This window comes from Niastella sp., assembly GCF_045805085.1.
Taxonomy (GTDB): Bacteria; Bacteroidota; Bacteroidia; order Chitinophagales; family Chitinophagaceae; genus Niastella.
Map to the genome: position 1 here is coordinate 1 of NZ_JBJMLX010000516.1, position 2,758 is coordinate 2,758.

Genomic DNA, 2,758 nt, shown 5'->3' on the forward strand with positions numbered 1-2,758 from the left:
GCGCCTATGGAACTGTTCAAACAAATGGGCACCCACGACCAGGATGGTATAATAAAACCGGAAGTGGCCCGCAAACTAAAAACCACGCCCCAGGGCGCAGCTACCACCGTATGGTGCGCCACCAGTCCCCTGCTCAATAATATTGGAGGCGTCTATTGCGAAGATTGCGACATTGCCGACCTGGACCTGGGAAATATAGAACATCGCTATGATGAGCCGGCTACCTTGCGTGGCGTAAAACCATATTCCGTTGATGGGAAAAACGCCCAATGCTTATGGAAACTGAGTGAGGAAATGACCGGTGTAACATTCCCGGTTAATTAATATCAACCTGAAATAAAGCCGGCCCGTTTAACCGGAACGGCTTTATTTTGTAATATAAATCTCAGATGGAATACCAGGCCCAATATATTACTCCTGACATCAAGCTTTCCTGCTATGCAGACAGGCTGTTTAAAACAGAAGTGCTGTTCGAACACCATATGCTGGTATGGTTTATCTCAGGAGAAACAAAAATTATTCAGTCAGATGCCCATTACGTATTCAAAGCAGGCGATATATTTTTAATTCCGCGCAATCAACTGGCCACTATAATAAACTATCCAAAAGACGGCTTGCCGCACAAAACAGTGGTCATGCACCTGTCGGTAGAACGGCTTAGAACTTATTATGCAAACCAGGAGATGAAGCCCGCAGAATACCAACCACAAAAGATCCGCGTTTTTAACGATCACCCTTTGCTGGAAAGCTGCCTCGCTTCATTGATCCCTTATTTCGACATGCAGGAAGCATTTCCCGGGAACATAGCCAACCTCAAGATCAGTGAAGCCATCAGTATACTCCGGGTTATCGATCCTTCCATCGACGGCATGCTTACCAACTTCAGCGATCCCGGTAAATTAGACCTCGCCGATTTTATGGAAAAGAACTTTATGTTCAACATGCCCCTTGAAAAATTTGGTTACCTCACCGGCCGCAGCCTGTCTACCTTTCACCGCGATTTCAAAAAAACTTATAGCATTCCACCGCAAAAATGGTTGTTGCAAAAAAGACTGGAACTGGCGCATTACCTGATAACGGAAAAGAAAAACCGGCCTGCAGATGTATACCTTGAAGCCGGTTTTGAAGACCTGTCGCATTTTTCGTTTGCCTTTAAAAAGCATTATGGATACCCGCCTGCGAGTTTATTAAATAATACAGACGAATAGGCATCATTAACTATACTTTGCTACCCATCTCTTTTTGATCTCGGCCCTTGCGTTTATAAATTCAACATCAGTTCCCTGAGCTATTGCATCGAGCGGATAACGTAAAGGGCGAGTGCCTTTTTTCATATTCACCAATGCCAATATTCCATCGGCAATGGTTTGCGGGTCCATGTTGAATTCGGCCATCTTCCCAAATAGGCCGGCGCCAACTGCATTTAATTTGTTAGCAGCAGCTTCCCCATATTCCGCAACTATTGTTGGTTTGTCGGCATAAAACCCCGCCTTGCTGCCATTGTTCATTTCAGTGGGGTAAACACCTGGTTGAATGCTCACGTTTTCGATGCCATAATCACTTAACTCATCCTGCAGGCCTTCTGTTATACTTTCCACTCCAAACTTCGAGGCCAGGTAAGGCACCATAAAAGGCAGCGTATGACCACTGGCGCCGGAAGTAATGTTGATTATCAATCCATTCTTATGTTTCCGCATGGAAGGAAGAACAGCCTGGTACGTGCGCAGCACACCGTAGAAATTCACTTCAAACATATTCCTGATCTGGTCAAGCGAATACGCTTCCAGCAATCCAAATCCGGTAACAGCGGCATTGTTTACCAGTACATCTATTTGTCCATGGCGGGCCAGTACCTTGCCAATCGCAGTAGTAACCGACTCATCGCTTGTAACATCCAGCTCAACCACTTCCACATTGGGAAGGGCGGCCAGCTCTTTGGCAACAGCAGCATTTTTTCCATCAACACCACGCATGGTGGCAATTACGGTATGCCCTTCACCAGCCAGTGTTTTGGTTATCAGTTTGCCAAAACCTGTGCTTGTTCCTGTAACTAATATTGTCTTTGACATAGTTTGTGTTTGTAAGTTTTTAATTCATTTACCACACAAAACTATGCCCGCCACAGGGCGGTGTCCATTGACAAATGCTACAAAGTTCCTTGACAAATATCAAGGAAACACGCGCGGGTTATTTGTTTTTGGAAAGATTACCTTTTATTCTGCTGAGCGTTTCAGGCGTAATACCCAGGTAAGAAGCTACCATATGGCGTGGGATCCTGTTGGCCAGCGCAGGAAAGTTATTTATAAAGTACAGGTATTTTTCTTCAGCCGTCATGCTGATGGTGGCATTTATTCTTTCCTGCGAAGCATTAAAACTTCTGAAAAGGATTTGGTTCACCATAGTATTGAAGGCAGGCAATTGCTGGTAAAGCCTGTCGAAATCTTCATTCCGGATCACCAGGATAACAGAATCCTCAACGGCGTCGATGTTATATTTGGAAGGTGTTTTATTCATCAGGCTGTCCCTGTCGCCCGCCCACCAGTTTTCAATGGAGAACTGAATGATATGTTCTATCCCTTTTGCATCGATGCTGTACCTGCGCAAACAGCCCTTGCAAACAAATGCATGATACCGCCACACATCACCCTCCTGCAACAGGAATTGGCGCTTCTTCAATTTTTTGATAATACATACTGGTTCAATAACTGCCCAATCCTCCCCGGTCAGCGTCATTTTCTCCGCAAGATATTTTTTGAAC

The 2,758-nt window shown here is 45.1% G+C and carries 3 protein-coding genes and 1 pseudogene; 2 read left to right on the top strand and 2 right to left on the bottom strand.

What is annotated here, in order from left to right:
- A pseudogene (locus ACJ751_RS26940) lies at window positions 1-324 on the top strand (oxidoreductase); the annotation flags it as partial.
- Window positions 325-389: 65 nt separating this feature from the next.
- Window positions 390-1,208 carry a helix-turn-helix domain-containing protein gene (locus ACJ751_RS26945; protein WP_407748642.1) on the top strand — a complete coding sequence of 273 codons (819 nt, stop codon included), beginning with the start codon at window positions 390-392 and terminating at the stop codon, window positions 1,206-1,208.
- Between the two features lie 6 nt (window positions 1,209-1,214).
- Here ACJ751_RS26945 and ACJ751_RS26950 read toward each other — a convergent pair whose 3' ends face one another.
- Together ACJ751_RS26950 and ACJ751_RS26955 are read right to left on the bottom strand one after the other, a co-directional pair.
- Window positions 1,215-2,069, bottom strand: coding sequence for an SDR family oxidoreductase (locus tag ACJ751_RS26950; protein ID WP_407748643.1), 855 nt, complete (start codon window positions 2,067-2,069; stop codon window positions 1,215-1,217).
- 118 nt (window positions 2,070-2,187) lie between these two features.
- The coding region (locus tag ACJ751_RS26955; protein ID WP_407748644.1) for a Crp/Fnr family transcriptional regulator at window positions 2,188-2,758 on the bottom strand (571 nt) is incomplete at its 5' end.

Bases quoted from the DNA above. Each gene is read 5' to 3' on its own strand.
- ACJ751_RS26950 (WP_407748643.1), bottom strand. From the start codon at position 2,069: ATGTCAAAGACAATATTAGTTACAGGAACAAGCACAGGTTTTGGCAAA.
- ACJ751_RS26945 (WP_407748642.1), top strand. From the start codon at position 390: ATGGAATACCAGGCCCAATATATTACTCCTGACATCAAGCTTTCCTGC.